The organism is Synechococcus sp. KORDI-100 (assembly GCF_000737535.1).
Taxonomy (GTDB): Bacteria; Cyanobacteriota; Cyanobacteriia; order PCC-6307; family Cyanobiaceae; genus Parasynechococcus.
In genome coordinates, this window is sequence record NZ_CP006269.1 from 956167 (window position 1) to 972910 (window position 16744).

Genomic DNA, 16744 nt, shown 5'->3' on the forward strand with positions numbered 1-16744 from the left:
TCCTCAAATAAATGCACTCCTTTGATCAAATCAATGATAAGAGGAGTGCAGCATAGGATGAATTACCTGCCAGACATTTGATTGTTTACTTGATGTATTCCTTGAGCACGCCGTTGCGGTTGGGGTGGCGAAGCTTGCGCAGGGCTTTGGCTTCGATCTGGCGGATGCGCTCGCGGGTCACATCGAAGATCTGGCCGATTTCCTCAAGGGTCTTCATGCGACCGTCGTCCAGGCCGTAGCGCAGACGCAGCACATCCCTTTCGCGAGGGCTCAGGGTTGCCAGAACACCTTCGAGGTCTTCTCGAAGCAGGTTCTTGGCCACATCCTGCTCGGGATTTTCGATGTCGGCTTCAATGAAGTCGCCAAGCCGTGAATCCTCTTCCTTGCCGATCGGCGTTTCCAGGGAAATCGGCAGCTGGGCACTCTTGGCGATGAAGCGCAGTTTTTCGATGGTCATCTCCATCGATTCGGCGATTTCCTCCTCCGTTGGCTTGCGGCCGAATTCCTGGCTGAGAACCTTGGTGGTTTTCTTGATCCTCGAGATCGTCTCGTAGAGGTGAACGGGAAGTCGGATCGTGCGGCTTTGGTCGGCAATCGCACGGGTGATGGCCTGACGGATCCACCATGTGGCGTAGGTGGAGAACTTGTATCCCTTTTCGTGATCGAATTTCTCCGCAGCGCGAATCAGGCCGAGGCTGCCTTCCTGAATCAGATCCTGGAAGCTCAGGCCCCGGTTCATGTACTTCTTGGCGATCGACACCACCAGGCGAAGGTTCGACTGGACCATCTTTTCCTTGGCCCGGCGACCCAGCATCAGCCGTCGTCTGAAGCGGATCAGGGGCATCTCCACCAGAGCGGCCCATTCCTTGGTGTCCGGATATTTTCCGTTGTCGCTTTCGAACTGGGCGGCGAGCTCTTCGAGATGCAGAAGGTCTGCGATCTTGCGGGCCAGTTCGATCTCTTCGTCGGGTCGCAGCAAACGAATGCGGCCGATTTCCTGCAGATAAACCCGAATCGAATCTTCGGTGTAGACCCCCTTCGGCCCGATCTTGATGCTGGCCAGTGCTTTGGCCTTCGCCTCTTTCTCGGCGATTGCTGCCTTGGCCTTTTCCTCAGCACTCAAGGCCGGTGTTGTGGCGGGGGTCACCGCAGCGGCTTTGCTCTTGGACGCTGTTTTGGCTTTTGTGGCCGATTTTGTTGCGGCTGTCTTCGTCGACGCTGCCTTAGAAGCAGCGTTCTTGGAAGCAGAGGTCTTTTTCGCAGCGCTCTTCGCCGTGCTGCGCTTGGCCGGGGCTTTTTTGGCGTCCCCCTTCAGATCCTTGCTGGTTGAGCCTGCACTGGAGAGCAGGATGATGTCGGGCTGGGCTGCTTTCGTGGCGGCTGGGCTCATGGTGCAACGTGAGGCGGCTGGGCAGAGACGAAGCGACAGGCAAGGCCATCAGGAGGAAAAACGAATCAGCTCAACGTGCCGAAAACGGCATGAAAAAGGCATTAAGCGACTTCAGCAGCGAAGCTGGAGGCGTAGAGCTGAAAAAATCTGATGAGATGGGGTCGCCGAGACGGACTTGAATCTGGTGGTGGGTGTCCTGAAGGACTGGATTCTGTGCTGTCCGGGGTGATCTCAGACCGGTCGAAGGGATCAGGAGAACCTGGCTTCGATCTGCGCGTCTTCCGCTGGAACGGGCTCAGAAGTTGGCAATTCTTTGCCAACCATCACATTTTAATGATCTTTTTTGATCACTGCAAGTCCTGAGTTGAAGGCCGCTGTGCGGGTTGACGTGTGGCTGGACGCTGGTCGTGACGGCCAGACCTTTACCTACGAGGCTGATGCGGATCTTGCGCCCCTGCCCGGAGATCTCGTGCGGGTCCGCCTGCGTGGGCGACCGATCCATGGCCTGGTGGTTCAGCAACAGCCAGATCCTCCGGACTCCCTCGCCGGACTAGCGTCGTTGCAGCAGGTTGAGGCTGTTGTCCAGCGTGCCGCCGTCGATCCCGACTGGCGTGCCTGGATTGAAGCGGCCGCTGAGCGCTGCTATCTCAGCCCTTTCCGCATGCTGAAAGCAGCCCTGCCGGCGGGCTGGCTGGGGCAGGCCAGATCGAACAGCCTGTCCTCCGGACGCCTCCAGTGGTGGGTTCAGCCCTGCTCCGATGGTGCGGCCTTATCCGCTGGGCTCACATCCAGGCAGCAGGATCTGATCGCGCTGCTCAACCAGCACAAGGGTGGCCTATGGCAGGGAGATCTCACCGCCTCCGGGTTCAGTGTCGACACGATTCGGCGGCTTGCGGCCAATGGTTGGTTGCGTCGGGAACAGCGCCGACGAGAGATGGTGGATGCCAGCGTGGTTCTGGACCGCGAAGCGCCGCGCCAGCTCACCGAAGAACAACGGCAGGCGGTTGAGACCTATGGCGACCTCCAACCCGGTGAAGGCCTGCTGCTCTGGGGCATCACCGGCTCCGGCAAAACGGAGGTGTATCTGCAGCTGGCTGCCGCGGAACTGCAAGCCGGACGGCATGTGCTGCTGCTCACCCCCGAAATCGGATTGATTCCCCAGCTGGTGGATCGTTGCCGCCGTCGCTTCGGTCAGCAGGTGCTCGAGTACCACAGCGGTTGTCGGGATCGGGAACGGCTGCAGGTCTGGAGACGCTGTCTTGAGCCGGATCAGCCCTTGCTGGTAGTCGGCACGCGATCCGCGGTGTTTGTTCCCCTCCGCTCGATCGGGCTGATCGTGCTCGATGAGGAACACGACAGGTCGTACAAGCAGGAGTCACCGATGCCCTGTTATCACGCCAGGGATCTTGCCGTGGACCGGGTCCGTCGCTGCGGAGGGCGATTGCTTCTGGGCAGCGCCACGCCGTCTCTCGAGAGCTGGAGTCAGCTCGTTCCGCAGGGGCCGATCCGCCTGGCACGACTGCGTCGACGCATTTCCGAACAGGCTCTGCCGCCGGTGCACGTGGTGGACATGCGTCAGGAGCTCTCCGATGGCCATCGCCGGGTGATCAGCCGTCCGCTGATGGAGCGGCTGGCGGCCTTGCCCGACCAGGGCGAACAGGCGGTGATCCTGGTGCCCCGGCGTGGATACAGCCCGTTTCTGGGCTGCCGCAGCTGTGGTGAGGTCGTTCAGTGCCCGCACTGCGATGTGGCCCTGACCGTGCACCGTGGGGCAGGGGGGCGCCAGTGGCTGCGCTGCCATTGGTGTGATCATCGCGCCGAGGTCGGGACCCGTTGCAGTCACTGCGGTTCCACAGCCTTCAAGCCCTTCGGGGCGGGGACGCAGCGGGTTCTGGAGCTGCTTGCCGAGGAGCTCGAAGGTCTGCGTCTGCTGCGTTTTGACCGTGATTCCACCGGCGGACGAGACGGGCACAGGCGTTTACTGGAGCGTTTTGCCTCAGGGGAGGCGGATGTCCTGATCGGTACACAGATGCTGGCCAAGGGGATGGATCTGCCGAAGGTCACCCTGGCGGCGGTGCTGGCGGCGGATGGCTTGCTGCATCGTCCGGATCTGCGCGCTGAAGAGCAAGCGCTGCAGCTGCTGATGCAGCTGGCCGGCCGGGCCGGCCGAGGCGAGCGGCCTGGCCAGGTGTTGGTGCAGACCTATTCACCTGATCATCCGGTGATCCGCCATCTGGTGGATGGCCGCTATGAGGATTTTCTAGTCGCAGAGACCCAGGTGAGGCGCGAGGCCGGCCTGGTGCCCTTCAGCAGGGCCTGCCTGTTGCGGCTTTCTGGGGAGTCCGCCACAGCCACGGCCACCGCTGCAGCCGTTCTGGCGGAACGGATCCGGCCCCTCTGTCAGCAACGGATGTGGTGGCTGGTTGGCCCGGCGCCAGCGCCGGTGGCCCGGGTGGCGGGACGCAGCCGCTGGCAGCTGTTGCTGCATGGCCCCGCTGGGTCGGCGCTGCCGTTGCCCGCCGGCCAGCAGCTGTGGGATGCGCTGCCGCGGGGCGTCTCCCTCTCTGTTGATCCCGATCCGCTTGAGCTCTGATCAGGAGGGAAGTTCGGGAAATCCAAATCCCAGCTGCCGGCGTTTGCTCTGCAGTGCAGCGCTCAGCAGCAGCAGCGACAGAACAGCCAGGCCTCCCAGTCCCAGACGACTCCAGCGCCAGTGGTGCAGCTCCAGCCTGCTGCTCTCACCGCTCTCGAGCAGGGCTTTGGACTGACCGTGGTCCATGGAGAGGCTGAGGCTTAGGCCTGGGATCTCGAGGGCCGCATCGCGATTGAGGCTCACGATCAGGTCCTGGCGAATGCCGATCAGCCAGTTCTGTTCCTTCAGATCGATGCTTGGAACGGGAAGCGTCAATCCAGTGGTCTCCGACGCGATCGAGATCAGCCCATGGATGGCGTGCTGCAGGTCCTCGGCGGAAAGGATCCCACTGCTGATCAGCTCGCTGCCGGGGCGGGGATGCTGGATGCTCCACACCGGTTGCTGCCGTTTCAGCTGCGACTCGAAGCGTTGCTGCCAGGGCAGCAGTTGGCCGGAGTCGTTGTGAATCTGCCAGGTGAGTTGCAGGCGATCGGCACCATGGCTGCTCAGGTCCGCCTCCACCCTCATGCAGCCACTCAGGAGCAGCGTCAGTCCCAGCAGAACGGCGGTCACCAGGACGGCGAAGCCGATGGCCGGTGGCCGGGTCGGTCCTGTCGGCGGCGGCGGTGGCGGCTCTGGTCGGCGCGATCGTCGTCGCGATGCGGCAACCGGAGAGGCACTGCCTGTGGCGCTCATCTCCAGATCGGGGAGGCGCATCGACCACCGTTCCGGTCTGGCGAGGCTTGGTGATTCGAGGATCGCCAACAGCTGTTTGGCCTGCTGACGCAGATCCGGTTTTCGGCTGCGACTCAGCACGCGGCAGGTGTTGATGGCTTTCTCGTCATCGCCGAGCCCCATCCAGGCTGTGATCATCAGAAAGCGCACGCGTGCCCCTTCCGGATCCGGCAGCGGATGGCGTTCTGCAAGGGGCGTCAAAAAGGCAAGGCACTGGCCGTAGTCGCCTCGCTCCAGGGCCGCTTCCGCGGCACGCAGATCCAGCGGCGCCGGTTGATCATCCACGGCTCAGCTGCGTCCCATCAGCTGCGTCCCATCACCATAGTGCCGATGCCGGCATCGGTGAACACCTCCAGCAGCAGCGCATGGGGAACGCGGCCATCAATGATGTGAGCGGCCGCCACACCCTGGGCCAGAGCACGGATGCAGCACTCCGTCTTGGGGGTCATGCCGCCGGCCACGATGCCGTCCTGAATCAGTTGACGTGCCTCGGGCAGCTTCAGTTTGCGGATCAGTGAAGCGGGATCGTCCTTGTCCTCAAGGATTCCAGGGGTATCGGTGAGCAGGATGAGCTTCTCCGCCTCCATCGCTGCCGCCAGCTCACCGGCCACCGTGTCGGCATTGATGTTGTGGGATTGCCCGTCCGGGGTTGCGGCGACGCTTGAGATCACCGGCAGATAGCCCTGCTTCAGCAGGGGTTCAAGCAGGTCGGGGTTGACCCGGGCAACGTCACCAACCAGGCCGTGGCTGCCCTCTCCCCATGGCCTGGCCTCCACCAGGCGTCCGTCGCTGCCACTCAGCCCCACCGCCCGGGCTCCGAGCTGATTCAGGCCATTCACGATCTGTTTGTTGACGCGTCCGACCAGCACCATTTCCACCACATCCATGGTGTCGGCGTCGGTGACGCGCAGGCCATCGCGAAATTCAGCGGGGATTTCCAGCCGTTTCAGCCATTGGTTGATTTCAGGGCCACCGCCATGCACCACAACCGGCTGCACCCCAACGCAGGCCAGCAGTGCCAGGTCGCGGAAGACCGCATCACGCAACCCGGCATGGACCATCGCCGCTCCGCCGTACTTGATCACGATGCGCCGGCCGGCGAAGCGCTGGATGTAGGGCAGCGCCTCACTCAGGACGGAAACCCTCAGGGCATCGTCACCGGACTGGCTGGGGTCAGCCATGGTCCGCTGGAATCAGGAGAAGGTCGAGGTGCTCCTCGTCCAGGGGGATCAGCTTCGCTTGCATCCCTTTGGCGAAAAAGCGTCCGAGTCGATCCTGTTTGTCGTTCCATCGGTCCTGTCCAACCGCGTTGAGCGCGAAGCGGAGCCGCAGTCCGTAGCCATCGGATTCGTTCAGTTCCTCGATCTCGAGCAATTGCGGGGGATTGTCCTCATCCCAGAGCTTGAGGGCCTCCAGTGAGGTTTCCAGATGGGCTTTCTGGCCGTAGCGCCAGCGGGTGACATCACCAAGCAGCTTGCCCAGCTCCGGCGGAGCCTGTTCGCGTTCCTGCTTGAGAGCCTCCTTCGGGGTGATCCGCCGGGCGGGGGGCAACTCCGATGACTTCAGGGCCAACCCACCCAGAAGGATCGGGATGCCGTAGAAAATCGTCGGAAGGCTCAGATTGGCGCTGCCGGTGGCATAGGCGATGGCGCCAACCACGGTGAGCGCACCTCCGGCGACCGTCACCAGGCTGCCTGGAGAAAAGAGGTCGTTCATGAACGCCTTGGATTGGACGTCATTGTGACCCGCCAGCCATCAGGATGGGTTGGTGATCCGTCCTGCCAGCCTTGCCCGCGACTCCATCGGATGACCTGCAGCCCCTGCTTCAGCAGCTGGATCAAGACCGTGCCTGGCTGCTCGAGCAGATTGATCGTGGCCGCTGGCCGGACCTGCGGCTCGACCTGGCTGCTCTCGAAAGGGAGCTCGGCCAGATGCTGAGTCGTGCATCTGATTTGCAGGAAGAGACTGGTCAGGGGTGAGATCAGAAGGGGATCTCGTCCGTGTCCGGTACCAGAGGTGCCGCGTTCCAGCTGGCGGTTTCCGGTTGAGCCTGCGCGGCGGGGGCTGCCTTGGCCGGCGGCCCTTGCGAGCCAGCGGGTTTCGAGCCGGTGGATTGCGAGCCGGTCGACTGAGGGCCGGCGCCGATGGGATGCAGCCTGGAGAGGGTGAATTCAGCCCGTTTCTCCTTCGTGCCGTCCTGCCGGGGAACGGTGTTCATGCGAAGGCGTCCCTCCAGCATCAGTTTCTGACCCACCTGCACGCGGTTCTGGAGATCCTGGGCAAGATTCCCCCAGCCGACCACCTTCAGTTCCCCGGGCGCATCGTCCTGGCGCAGGCCGTCGAACCTGACGGTCATCTCGGCGATCGGTGTCTGATTGTCCTGGGTGTAGCGGATGGTGGGGGCCTCGCTGACCTCCACTTCCAGCACGCAGTGATTCATGTCCCGTCGCCTCAGGTGCGGCCATCCTGATGCAAGCGAGCGGTGATGACCAGCACCGGATCTGGATCTTCAGTGGGACTGGGGAAGGTCCTCCCCTGACCCGCAGCCTTCTGGCGAGGGGATGGCAGGTTCAGGTCAGCGTTGTGACGGAAGCGGCGGCCCTCGCCTACGGGGGACTTCCGGTTGATCAGATCCGGATCGGAGCCCTCGACGGGCAGGCGGCGATGGCGGCGGTGCTGCAGGAGGACGGACCGTTCCGCTGGGTTGTCGATGCAACGCACCCTTTCGCCACCCGTATCACCAGGGACTTGTCAGAGGTCTGTGCCCGCGTCGGCCAACCGCTGCTGCGGCTGGAGCGGCCCCAGCCCAGCAACGGTGCTGCCGAGCTGCTCGACCATCCCGATGGGCTGAGACCCCACGCCCTGCGCGGCCGACGTCTTCTGATTGCTCTGGGTGCAAGGCATCTGGCCGCGGCTGTGGCCGCTGGCCAGGCTGCCGGGGCTGAGGTGTTCGCTAGAGTGCTGCCATCGACCGACAGTCTTCGATTGGCCCTTGCCGTCGGCCTGCCCGCGGATCGACTGGCGGTCGTCAGACCCCTGCATGGGCCATCCCCCGGAGCGTTAGAACGGGCCTTGTGCCGCCGCTGGACCATCAGCGATGTGCTCTGCCGACAGTCCGGTGGCGAGACCGAAACGCTCTGGAGGACCGTGAGCAGTGAGCAGGATCTGAAGCTTTGGCTGCTGCGACGACCGCAGCCGCCGCTTCGAATCGAGACTGTGGTGGGTGTACAAGCGCTGCTGCAACGCCTGCAACATGAACGCCTGCAACATGACGGAGACAACCTCGGTGATTCTGGTGCTGACCACGGAAGCGGATGAGGGCAAGGCCGGATCCCTCGCTGATCTGCTTCTGGAGCGCGGGCTTGCGGCCTGCGTCAGCCTCACCCCGGTGCTGTCTCGCTATCGCTGGCAGGGCGAGCTGCATCGGGAAAGCGAGGTGCAGCTCCTGATCAAATCCACCAAGGCGCAACTCGATGCTTTGCACCGGCTCGTGATGGAGCGCCACAGCTACGACACCCCCGAGTGGCTGACCTGGCCTGCCCAGTCCTCCGTTGCCTACGGCAACTGGGTCGCCGCCAGTTGCTTCAGCGAAACCTGAGGGCGTGCCCCGAGCTGGGTCACGATCTGCCCGGCGCAGAGAGCGCCGAGCTGCCCGCACCGTTCCAGGCTTTCCCCCTGGGTGTAGCCGTGCAGGAAGCCTCCGGCGTAGAGGTCTCCAGCTCCAGTGGTGTCCAGGAGATCACCCAGTGAAACGATCCCGATGTCCCAGCGTTGGTCCCCACTGAGCACCACGGAACCCTTGGCCCCTCGGGTCAGCGACGCGACTCTGCAGCATCCGCTGACGTGCTTCACGGCCGTGTCGAAATCGTCTGTTTCGTAGAGCGACATGATCTCCACGTCGTTTGCGAACAACACGTCCACGTGGCCGTTCACCAGATCGAGAAAACTCTCACGGTGGCGATCCACACAGAAACCATCGGAGAGTGAGAGCGCCACCTGGCCGCCTGAGTCGCGGCATGCCTCTGCTGCGGCGATGAAGGCGCGTTTAGCGGCGGGACTATCCCAGAGATAGCCCTCGAGATACAGCACCTTCGCCTCACGCACCATGGAGAGATCGAGATCCTCCGGCTCGAGTTGGGTGGATGCGCCCAGGAACGTGCACATGGTGCGTTCCGCATCCGGTGTGACGTAAATCAGGCACCGGGCTGTGGTGGCTCCACTGGTGGCTGCCGGTGTATCGAACCGGGCTCCGACGGCCCGGATGTCGTGGCTGAAGATCTCCCCAAGCTGGTCATCGCGGACCCGTCCGATGAACCCGGCCTTACCCCCCAGCTGGGCAATGCCCACCATCGTGTTGGCCACGGATCCGCCTGAGGTTTCCAGCCCAGGCCCGCTGGCCTTGTACAGGCGTTCAGCCTGGGTCTCATCGATCAGAGCCATGCCTCCTTTCTGCAGGCCATGGGTCTGCAGAAAGCTGTCGTCCGTCTGCACCAGCACATCGACGATGGCATTGCCGATGCCCACCACGTCGAGGCTGGTTGAGCTCTGGAAACGCGGCTCGCTGGTCATCGGCTGGGAATCAAAGCTCCGCAGTATCGCCTCCGGAATGGATCAGGCGCTCAGCAACGCCCGTTTCGGACCATGGATGGGGTCCTCCACAACGATCGTCTGATCGCGGCTGGCTCCAAGGGACACGATCGCGATCGGAACCTCCATCAGATCCGCCAGGAAGCGCAGGTAGGCCATCGCGGCCTCGGGAAGATCCTCAAGCTGACGGCACTCCTCGGTGGAACACTGCCAACCCGGCAGCACCTCGAAGATGGGACGGCAGCGGGCGAAATCATCGGCACTGCTGGGGAAATAATCGATGCGTTCGCCGTCGAGTTCGTAGGCGACGCACACCTGAATCTCCTCCAGTTCGTCGAGCACATCCAGCTTGGTGACGGCCAGACAGTCGAGGCCATTCACCTGGACGGAATAACGTCCGATGACGCTGTCGAACCAGCCACAGCGGCGGCGCCGACCGGTGGTGGTTCCGAACTCCCCGCCCCGCTCCGTGAGCTGATCATTGAGCTGGCCGCTGAGCTCGGTTGGGAAGGGGCCTTCCCCCACCCTGGTGGTGTAGGCCTTGGCGACCCCGATCACCCGATCGATCAGGGTTGGTCCAACCCCGGCACCGATGCACGCTCCCCCTGACACTGGATTGGAGGAGGTGACGTAGGGATAGGTGCCGTGGTCGAGGTCCAGCAGGGTCCCCTGCGCCCCCTCGAACAGGATGTTCTTGCGAGCCTTGGCTGCCTCATGGATGGCCCTGGTGCAGTCGACCACGTGGGGAGCGAGGCGTTGGCCATAGCCGAGGTATTCGCTGATCACGGCATCGGGATCAAGCGGCTCGACGTCGTAAATGGTCTTCAGCAACTGGTTTTTTTCCGCCAGCGGCCCCTCCAGCCGCTCCCGCAGGCGCCCTTCATCCAGGAGATCAATCACGCGGATGCCACTGCGCTGCGATTTGTCGGCGTAGGTGGGCCCGATGCCCCGCCCGGTGGTGCCGATGCGTCGTAAACCGCGTTGCTTCTCCATCGCCTGATCCAGCAGGCGGTGGTACGGCATGGTCACGTGGGCCGTCGACGCCAGCTGGAGACCGGCGATGTCGATGTCGTTCTCGATCAGCATGTCGAGCTCCCCGAGCATCACCTTGGGATCCACCACTGTTCCGGATCCGATCAGACAGATCGTGTCCGGGTACAGGATGCCGGAGGGAATCAGGTGCAGCTTGAGCACCCGCTGATCCACCACGATCGTGTGGCCGGCATTCACGCCGCCCTGGTAGCGAACGACGACATCTGCGGAACGACTCAGCAGATCCGTGATCTTGCCTTTCCCTTCGTCACCCCACTGAGCTCCGATGACGACAACATTGGCCAAGGACACTGCGGCCCGAAGCCGCGAATCTGCACAATCCGGGAGTCTCTCAGACCTTGTGTCTCTTCGTCAAAAAATCAGTGGGGGCTTGACGTTGGGGATAGACCCTGGGGATTGATCAGCTGCCGCGCACGGCCGTGCGCTCCGCCTTGATCAACTCCTTCTCGATGCGATCGTGCAGGGTTTCCGGAATGGGGCGGTTGGCGTAACTGGCGTAGTGACCGGCCAGGGAGTTCAGGGCGGTCTGCATCGTGGTGAAGGACGTCAGACCATTGACCCGGGGCTTGGGCCGGTAGCGGGACATGTAGTCGTTGATCAGCGCGCGAGCGTCGGTTTCAGCCTGGGCGTGACCTTCGGCATCCTGCGGCTGGTCGATCACCTCCCGAAGACTGCGGGCAACCGCGACGGTGTCCTCGACGTAATCACCGCTGAGGCGCGCTTCAGCATCGCCGCTGCAGGACGTAAGCAGCAGGCAGAGGCCTAGCCCGCAAGCAATGGCTGCCCTGGACAGTGATTTCAGCAGGTGGGCCAGGGCGGAGAGCATGGATCCGTCGAAATTGGGGAGGACTTTAGGGGCGAAGCTCCCTCAGCAGGGTCGTCATCGCCTCGGAATGAGGAATCTTGCGGACCTCCCGGCCGGTCCGACGCACGAGTTCAACGATGCCGTCCGAGGCATCGCGGCCGACCACAAGTCTCCACGGAATCCCGATCAGATCGGCGTCCTTGAATTTCACACCGGCCCGTTCACTGCGGTCATCCAGCAGGGCATCGATTCCCTGGTCGATCAGGCCTCTGTACAGGGATTCAGCGAGGGAGGCCTGGCTGGCGTCCTTGATGTTGGCCACCACCACCACCGCTTCAAAGGGTGCAATGCTGGCGGGCCAGCAGATTCCCGCATCGTCGTGGTGTTGTTCCACGGCAGCCTGAGCCAGGCGTGAAATACCGATGCCGTAGCAGCCCATCCAGAAGGCTTCGCTTTTTCCGGCATCGTTCGTGAAGCAGCAGTCGAGAGCCTCGGAGTACTTGCGGCCGAGCTGGAAGATATGGCCAACCTCAATGCCGCGCTTTTCCGTCAGACGGACCTCCGGGTTGTGGATGCAGCGATCTCCGGCGCAGGCGTTGCGCAGATCGATGCCGTCCGGTGCGTTAGCAAGGTCGTCCCAGCTGTCGACAACGCGATGCTGGTCGGGACGGTTGGCGCCACAGATGAACCGGCCCAGATCCCTGGCTGTGCGGTCGGCAAGTCGCAGGAAGTGGGGAGTCCAGCTGCGGGCTCCCTCAAGACATGCATCCTTGAGATCAGGCCCGATGAAACCGAAGGGCAGATCGGCCAATCCCTGACGGCTGAGCTCCTCCGCCCCCAAGGCAGAGCAGTCAAGAACGGCCTGTTCGCAGCGCGTGCTGAGCGCGTTGATCAGTTTCACCTCGTTGAGCTCCTGATCACCCCTCAGGCTCACCAACACCGGTTGCTCGCTGCCATCCTCGAGGCGCGCCAGAAGCAACAGAACCTTGACGATCTGGCTTGGACTCCAGTTGTGGGCTTCGCAGAGCCCCCTGATGCTCGACAGCCCGGGAGTCGCTAGCAGTCCGCTGATGCCGTCATCGAGGGCAATCGCCTCGGAGGGTTCTGAAACGGCCTTTTCCTGGTTGGCTGCGTAAAGGCCGTCTTCGCTGATCAGGATCAGATCCTCCCCGGCTTCAGCGGTGACCATGAATTCCTGCGACGCGGCGCCACCGATGGCGCCGCTGTCAGCATCGACCGGGACCGCCTCAAGACCGCAGCGTTCGAAAATCGCCCGGTAGGCCTGATCCATCACCGCATAGGTGGAACGCAGGTCGTTCTCGTCGGCATGGAAGGAATAGGCATCTTTCATGATGAATTCCCGTCCTCGCATCAGCCCGAAGCGAGGCCTGATTTCGTCTCGAAATTTGGTCTGGATCTGGTAGAGGTTCACCGGCAATTGCCGGTAGGACCGAAGCAGCTCGCCAGCCAGGCTGGTGATCACCTCTTCGTGGGTGGGACCGAGTCCGAGTTCACGCCCCTGGCGGTCTTCGAGGTGGAACATGATTCCCTCGCCAGCGGTGTAGCCCTGCCAGCGGCCGCTGCGTTGCCAGAGCTCCGAGGGATGCAGCTGGGGCAGCAGCGTTTCCAGAGCACCGGCTTTGTTCATCTCTTCGCGAACGATGGCCGTGATCCGCTGCAGCACTCTCCACATCAGCGGCAGATAGGCGTAGATGCCCGCTCCGACACGACGGATGTATCCACCTCTGAGAAGAAGTTGATGCGATGGGATTTCTGCATCAGCAGGAACATCCCGAAGCGTCACCAGCATCAGGCAGGAGACGCGCATGGTGCTCTCAGGAGAAGATTTGGAAAGTTATCACCGACAATTTGCGGTGCCGATCACTGAAGTGTCTGATCAGCTAGGAAACCTCTGTGCGCCCTGAGTCTCAGCTGCTAGCGTCTCGTGAGTCCAGGAAGTCCTAAGCGCATCTCATGTTTCCTCGGTCGATCGAATCTGGCGGTGGTCAAGTTCACCAATCGGCCGAATTTTCAGTTGATCCGGTTGTGACATCGTCACAATCTGAAGCGCTGGTTGGTATTGATGATGTTCAGAAGTCTCTGAATCGTTCGAGGGCCTCTGTTTACCGCTACACCAATACCGATCCTCGCAATCTCAACCCACCGTTTAACCCTCGCAAGCTCAATCCTGAATACCGGAGTGATCAGAAGGATCCTCTTCTATTCCATCCCAATGAGGTTGCTCGTTTCGCCAAGGATGTTCTGAGGATCAAGGAGGTCACCGTTGAAGTGCTCAACTCTCCCTCCACGGCAACCCAGCAGATGCTTGGAGCAATCCTTGAGGAGCTGAAGCAGATCCGCTCCCACCTCGAAGCCACAGACGTCGCGCCTTCCGATCTGGGTGCTGCACGTCGGGACCGTCAGGAGCGTCCTGCCGCCTGATCCTGATGCAGGCTGTTCCTGTTGGTGTCAGAATTAAAACATCGATCTTTCACTGAGACGCGGGACTGAGTTGATCAGTCTCCACTTCATGCCAACAGATCCTGTTCCCTTCTCTTCAGGCGACGATTCCCAGAGTCCCCCGGACGCTGATGAACCCTTCAGTTTGAGTGCGCCCTCAACGGCCTTGTCGGGATTGGCCATCGCCCTCCTAAGCATGTCCGTTCCTGTGATCGCCGTTGTCGCGGAGCGCGCCCTACCAACACCAGGCTTGTCACCGACAGCATTGGAGAGTCATGGATCTACGCCCTCTGGCACCGTCACCCTCACAAGGGTTGGTCAACCTGTTGGTCGAGATTCCAGCTGGAAGTCGAAATAAATACGAATACTCCCCTGAGTCGGGGGTGATGGTTCTCGACCGCGTCTTCCACGCTGCCATCCGGTACCCCTTCGATTACGGATTCATCCCCAATACCAGGGCCGACGATGGCTCCCCCCTCGATGCCATGGTCATCATGGAGGAGCCCACCTTCGCCGGATGCCTGATCAGGGCCCGCCCCATCGGGTTGCTCGAGCTCGAGGAAGATGATTGCTTTGATCCAAAGCTTCTCTGCGTTCCCGATGCAGACCCGCGGCAAGCTGGAATCAGCAGCATTCGTCAGATTGCGTCCAGTCAGCTCGAGGAGGTTTCCGAGTTCTTCAGGACTTACAAAAGTTTTGAGGGTCGCGTCATCACCATCGGTGGCTGGCGAGACGTTGATGCTGTGTCCCCTTTGCTTGAGTCCTGCATTGCTGCAGGAAGATGATCCTTTGCAGAGCCGCGTTGCAGCGGCCAGTTGCTTGTAGGTTGGTGCGCACCTGAAATCCAGAGCGTCCCGTGCCCACCATCCGATACGAACAGGAAGGCCAGCAGGTGGGTTGCATCGAAGGGGCCAACCTGCGTCGCGCCACGCTCGATTCGGGTCTCAATCCCTACAAAGGGCTCAACAATCTCAACAACTGCGGTGGGGTTGGTCAGTGCGGCACCTGCGTGATGGAGGTTGTCGAAGGTTTGAACAATCTTTCTCCGCGTAGTGATGTGGAGGAGGTTTACCTCGCTGATCGCCCTGCCAACTACCGCCTGAGCTGCAGGACCACCGTGAACGGTGATGTCACCGTCCGAACCCGTCCAGACGATGGAGCTGGCAAGGGTTCCAACAGCCTCGTCGGTGCCGTCAAATCGCTGTTCGGACGCTAGATCTTGCCGGAGCCCACGCAGGTTTTCAGCTACAGCCGTTGCAGCACCTGCCGCAAAGCGATTCAGTGGTTGAAGAACCATGACGTCGATCACGACCTCATCGACATCACGGAGACTTCACCAAGCCGGCAACAGCTTGCGGCCGCTCTCCTTCATTTCGGTGATCGCAAGCCGCTCTTCAACACCAGTGGACTCAGCTACCGAGCACTGGGCTCAAGCGTCGTCAAAGCCATGACGGATGACCAGGTTCTGGATGCTCTGGCGGCTGACGGAAAGCTGATCAAGCGACCGTTTGTGATCCTGCCCAGTGGACATGTTCTGGTTGGCTTCAAGCCTGACGCTTGGGTTGACCAGTTGGTGGGCTGAAACTCAGGCCATCGAGTTCCCTAATCAGTTCATCCACGTCACCCTGGGCTCTTAACTGCTGGAAACTCGAACGTTTGAGATCCTCCAGAAATGAGGCCAGAAGTTCCTGGCTTCTTTCCAGCACCGGGCCCTGTTCCAGGGACCGGGCCAGCTCTTCCCAGAACCGGTTGAACGCCTCGTTGCTGAGAAGTTCAAGGGCGGGATCACGGCGTTCCAGCTGATTGCCGGCTCCTTTCGAGAGTCCAAGGAGGGAGTCCACCAGATTTTCGGCCAGCTGGCGACTCAGTGCCGATTCAGCCTGCTGAATGCCGGCCACCCCACGCAGTGGCTCGGGAATCACCGTTTGATTCAGGCTCTGAAACAGCAGGTGTTCCCCGAGGGCCGTGAGCTGTGGACGCATGTTGGGCCCCACCTGGCTGAGAAGCAGGGGCATCCAGAGCCGCAGCAGCTCAACAAGCTCTCGGTCCTCGTTCTGGTCCGTTCCCTGATAGCTGCAGAAACCGCGGATGCGTTGCGGCAGCCGCGGCGAGCGGATCAGTTGCTGCAGTGCGTCCACAACGCGAACGGTGATCACTTCAAACAGCTCCATCGCCAGCAATGCGACAACACCGCGGCTGATCACAGCTCTCAACGGCTCCAGCTGAATCAGCCCAGCTCGCGAGAGACGTTCCGTCACTGGAATCACCCGCAGCCAACGGGCTACGGGCAGCAGCAAGGGGAGGTCGATCCAGCGTCTCAGCAGGGCATCGCGCCAGCGGATTGCTGGATAACGGCGCTTGAGCCGCCAGGTGCGCAGGCCGATGTCCAGGAGAAACAACAGCTGGAATGGGGTGTCGATCCTCCAGCTGAGATCCGTGGGTTGACCACTCTCATCGATCCCTCTCCAGTAATTGATCTCCACAAGGGGAAGGATCTGCTGCAGCCAGAACTGCCGTTCAGCGTCCCAGCCGCTCGCTTGCAGATGGGGCTTGCTCAGCAGCTGAACCGCAGCCTCCCGCGCTGAGTCCGTGTTTGCCCTGGACCGCAGTCTGTTTTTGAGCTTCTCCAGGGCTCCGGCATTGCCAGAGCTGAGAAATGGATTGGTTTCGATCAGCTCGACCGTCAGCCTCTGCTGGTTGATCAGCTTCTCCGTCGCCTCGGCAGTGGAGAGGCCGTTTTCGACGATCAGCTGATCCATCGCATGGAACTGATCGAGGTAGTTCTGCGTATCACGATGGGGAACGATCCCTTTCACTGGGTCGTAAACGGGGGTGAGATCCGGAAGCCACGGCAGCGGAATCACCAGAGCGAAGGAAGGGATGGGGTAGAGATTTCGCTGCAGCCAGAAGTTCCTCAGCGGGATGTAACTGATGTCAAAAATCACCCAGCCGAAATTGGCAGCTGCGATCACGGCGATCAGCTGATCCCAGCGCCTCCAGCCACGGGCACCGACAGATGGGTTCAGGCCTTGCCAGCGTGGACGGATCATGGGCGTGCTGGTCAGGGACCGACGTCAGCCTG

The 16744-nt window shown here is 61.8% G+C and carries 18 protein-coding genes; 8 read left to right on the forward strand and 10 right to left on the reverse strand.

What is annotated here, in order from left to right; translation table 11 throughout:
• Window positions 1–85: 85 nt before the first annotated feature.
• Window positions 86–1390: an RNA polymerase sigma factor RpoD gene (gene rpoD, locus KR100_RS04795; protein WP_038543627.1), complete on the reverse strand. Its 1305-nt coding sequence runs from the start codon at window positions 1388–1390 to the stop codon at window positions 86–88.
• A gap of 364 nt (window positions 1391–1754) precedes the next feature.
• Between rpoD and priA the strand changes: the two genes are divergently transcribed.
• Complete coding sequence (gene priA, locus KR100_RS04805; RefSeq protein WP_239420409.1) at window positions 1755–3983, forward strand: primosomal protein N'; 2229 nt, start codon at window positions 1755–1757, stop codon at window positions 3981–3983.
• On the opposite strand, the gene KR100_RS04810 is transcribed toward priA, so the two are convergent.
• Genes KR100_RS04810 through KR100_RS04820 form a run of 3 tightly spaced genes read right to left on the reverse strand, consistent with a single transcriptional unit; the run spans window position 3984 to window position 6473 of the window.
• Window positions 3984–5042 (reverse strand): DUF3153 domain-containing protein, encoded by a 1059-nt coding sequence (locus KR100_RS04810; RefSeq protein ID WP_038543632.1) that lies wholly within the window; start codon window positions 5040–5042, stop codon window positions 3984–3986.
• A 17-nt stretch (window positions 5043–5059) separates the two neighbouring features.
• A complete protein-coding gene (argB, locus tag KR100_RS04815; RefSeq protein ID WP_038543634.1) occupies window positions 5060–5938 on the reverse strand; it encodes an acetylglutamate kinase in 879 nt (292 codons plus the stop codon).
• Window positions 5931–6473 carry a DUF2854 domain-containing protein gene (locus tag KR100_RS04820; protein WP_038543637.1) on the reverse strand — a complete coding sequence of 181 codons (543 nt, stop codon included), beginning with the start codon at window positions 6471–6473 and terminating at the stop codon, window positions 5931–5933. Before KR100_RS04820 ends, argB begins: the two co-directional genes overlap by 8 nt.
• Window positions 6474–6535: 62 nt before the next feature.
• On the opposite strand from KR100_RS04820, the gene KR100_RS04825 reads away from it, so the two are divergent.
• Window positions 6536–6736 (forward strand): hypothetical protein, encoded by a 201-nt coding sequence (locus KR100_RS04825; protein WP_369793838.1) that lies wholly within the window; start codon window positions 6536–6538, stop codon window positions 6734–6736.
• A 2-nt stretch (window positions 6737–6738) separates the two neighbouring features.
• Here the strand turns inward: KR100_RS04825 and KR100_RS04830 are convergent, their stop codons facing one another.
• Complete coding sequence (locus KR100_RS04830) at window positions 6739–7197, reverse strand: single-stranded DNA-binding protein (RefSeq protein WP_038543642.1); 459 nt, start codon at window positions 7195–7197, stop codon at window positions 6739–6741.
• A gap of 29 nt (window positions 7198–7226) precedes the next feature.
• On the opposite strand from KR100_RS04830, the gene KR100_RS04835 reads away from it, so the two are divergent.
• Window positions 7227–8075: a precorrin-6A/cobalt-precorrin-6A reductase gene (locus tag KR100_RS04835; RefSeq protein ID WP_051847321.1), complete on the forward strand. Its 849-nt coding sequence runs from the start codon at window positions 7227–7229 to the stop codon at window positions 8073–8075.
• Window positions 8026–8355: a divalent-cation tolerance protein CutA gene (gene cutA, locus KR100_RS04840; RefSeq protein ID WP_038543644.1), complete on the forward strand. Its 330-nt coding sequence runs from the start codon at window positions 8026–8028 to the stop codon at window positions 8353–8355. The genes KR100_RS04835 and cutA overlap by 50 nt, the downstream gene beginning before the upstream one ends.
• Here cutA and KR100_RS04845 read toward each other — a convergent pair.
• The 4 genes from KR100_RS04845 to KR100_RS04860 form a co-directional block, all read right to left on the reverse strand.
• Window positions 8313–9326, reverse strand: coding sequence for an adenosine kinase (locus tag KR100_RS04845; RefSeq protein ID WP_038543646.1), 1014 nt, complete (start codon window positions 9324–9326; stop codon window positions 8313–8315). The two genes, cutA and KR100_RS04845, sit on opposite strands and share 43 nt — an antisense overlap.
• Before the next feature lie 42 nt (window positions 9327–9368).
• Window positions 9369–10688, reverse strand: coding sequence for an adenylosuccinate synthase (locus tag KR100_RS04850; protein WP_204207785.1), 1320 nt, complete (start codon window positions 10686–10688; stop codon window positions 9369–9371).
• Window positions 10689–10797: 109 nt separating this feature from the next.
• Window positions 10798–11223 carry a photosystem II protein Psb27 gene (psb27, locus tag KR100_RS04855; RefSeq protein WP_038543649.1) on the reverse strand — a complete coding sequence of 142 codons (426 nt, stop codon included), beginning with the start codon at window positions 11221–11223 and terminating at the stop codon, window positions 10798–10800.
• A 25-nt stretch (window positions 11224–11248) separates the two neighbouring features.
• Window positions 11249–13030 carry a proline--tRNA ligase gene (locus KR100_RS04860; RefSeq protein ID WP_038543651.1) on the reverse strand — a complete coding sequence of 594 codons (1782 nt, stop codon included), beginning with the start codon at window positions 13028–13030 and terminating at the stop codon, window positions 11249–11251.
• Between the two features lie 146 nt (window positions 13031–13176).
• Between KR100_RS04860 and KR100_RS04865 the strand changes: the two genes are divergently transcribed.
• From KR100_RS04865 to KR100_RS04880, 4 genes are all read left to right on the forward strand, one after another.
• On the forward strand, window positions 13177–13644 hold the full coding sequence (locus KR100_RS04865; RefSeq protein ID WP_038543653.1) for a resolvase: 468 nt from the start codon (window positions 13177–13179) through the stop codon (window positions 13642–13644).
• Window positions 13645–13937: 293 nt separating this feature from the next.
• On the forward strand, window positions 13938–14447 hold the full coding sequence (locus KR100_RS04870; RefSeq protein WP_038543655.1) for an inorganic diphosphatase: 510 nt from the start codon (window positions 13938–13940) through the stop codon (window positions 14445–14447).
• A 71-nt stretch (window positions 14448–14518) separates the two neighbouring features.
• The gene (locus tag KR100_RS04875) at window positions 14519–14878 is read left to right on the forward strand and encodes a 2Fe-2S iron-sulfur cluster-binding protein (RefSeq protein WP_038543657.1); all 360 of its coding nucleotides are present in this window, start codon (window positions 14519–14521) and stop codon (window positions 14876–14878) included.
• Window positions 14879–14881: 3 nt separating this feature from the next.
• A complete protein-coding gene (locus KR100_RS04880; RefSeq protein ID WP_038543659.1) occupies window positions 14882–15244 on the forward strand; it encodes an arsenate reductase family protein in 363 nt (120 codons plus the stop codon).
• Here KR100_RS04880 and KR100_RS04885 read toward each other — a convergent pair.
• On the reverse strand, window positions 15207–16712 hold the full coding sequence (locus tag KR100_RS04885; protein ID WP_038543661.1) for a hypothetical protein: 1506 nt from the start codon (window positions 16710–16712) through the stop codon (window positions 15207–15209). The two genes, KR100_RS04880 and KR100_RS04885, sit on opposite strands and share 38 nt — an antisense overlap.
• Window positions 16713–16744: the final 32 nt, after the last annotated feature.

Bases quoted from the DNA above. Each gene is read 5' to 3' on its own strand.
- rpoD (WP_038543627.1), bottom strand. From the start codon at position 1,390: ATGAGCCCAGCCGCCACGAAAGCAGCCCAGCCCGACATCATCCTGCTC.
- argB (WP_038543634.1), bottom strand. From the start codon at position 5,938: ATGGCTGACCCCAGCCAGTCCGGTGACGATGCCCTGAGGGTTTCCGTC.
- KR100_RS04820 (WP_038543637.1), bottom strand. From the start codon at position 6,473: ATGAACGACCTCTTTTCTCCAGGCAGCCTGGTGACGGTCGCCGGAGGT.
- KR100_RS04830 (WP_038543642.1), bottom strand. From the start codon at position 7,197: ATGAATCACTGCGTGCTGGAAGTGGAGGTCAGCGAGGCCCCCACCATC.
- KR100_RS04835 (WP_051847321.1), top strand. From the start codon at position 7,227: ATGCAAGCGAGCGGTGATGACCAGCACCGGATCTGGATCTTCAGTGGG.
- cutA (WP_038543644.1), top strand. From the start codon at position 8,026: ATGACGGAGACAACCTCGGTGATTCTGGTGCTGACCACGGAAGCGGAT.
- KR100_RS04845 (WP_038543646.1), bottom strand. From the start codon at position 9,326: ATGACCAGCGAGCCGCGTTTCCAGAGCTCAACCAGCCTCGACGTGGTG.
- psb27 (WP_038543649.1), bottom strand. From the start codon at position 11,223: ATGCTCTCCGCCCTGGCCCACCTGCTGAAATCACTGTCCAGGGCAGCC.
- KR100_RS04860 (WP_038543651.1), bottom strand. From the start codon at position 13,030: ATGCGCGTCTCCTGCCTGATGCTGGTGACGCTTCGGGATGTTCCTGCT.
- KR100_RS04865 (WP_038543653.1), top strand. From the start codon at position 13,177: ATGTTTCCTCGGTCGATCGAATCTGGCGGTGGTCAAGTTCACCAATCG.
- KR100_RS04870 (WP_038543655.1), top strand. From the start codon at position 13,938: ATGGATCTACGCCCTCTGGCACCGTCACCCTCACAAGGGTTGGTCAAC.
- KR100_RS04885 (WP_038543661.1), bottom strand. From the start codon at position 16,712: ATGATCCGTCCACGCTGGCAAGGCCTGAACCCATCTGTCGGTGCCCGT.